Origin of the sequence: Rhizobium sp. CSW-27, assembly GCF_018760785.1 — a bacterium.
Classification (GTDB): Bacteria; Pseudomonadota; Alphaproteobacteria; order Rhizobiales; family Rhizobiaceae; genus Neorhizobium.
This window is the reverse complement of record NZ_JAHHZO010000082.1, coordinates 1-407: the sequence shown is the minus strand read 5'-3', so window position 1 is coordinate 407 and position 407 is coordinate 1. Positions and strand designations below refer to the sequence as shown.

Annotated in this window: 1 tRNA gene; it reads right to left on the bottom strand. The window is 57.2% G+C overall.

What is annotated here, in order from left to right:
• Window positions 1-284: 284 nt before the first annotated feature.
• Window positions 285-361 (bottom strand) — tRNA-Met (locus tag KLP42_RS26705).
• Between the last annotated feature and the right edge of the window lie 46 nt (window positions 362-407).

Below are 407 nucleotides of genomic sequence, written 5' to 3'. Positions count from 1 at the left end.
CCGACGGCGCTCGACAGACGTGATCACTTCAATCGGATGCTTCGTCATAGGACTACTCCTAGTGTTTGCACTAGGACTTCCGATGTTCGCGTCAACCTCGCAAGACGGCCCTCACCGGGGGCTTACCATGAAGAGCCGCTTCATCTCGGAGATCCATGAGGATTTCGTGGAACGTCTGGAAGCCGGTGAGATCGACAGTGAGGAGAAGAAGGAGATGCTGCTCGACATTTACCGCGAGGAGTTGCTCGAGCGGTTCCCTGAATGGGAGAATTTGCAAGTTTCGGTGGTTGCGGGGGCAGGATTTGAACCTGCGGCCTTCAGGTTATGAGCCTGACGAGCTACCGGGCTGCTCCACCCCGCGTTATTTTCGACCGGGTTAGTGCCCGGGAGCGATGTCAGGCGTAGCC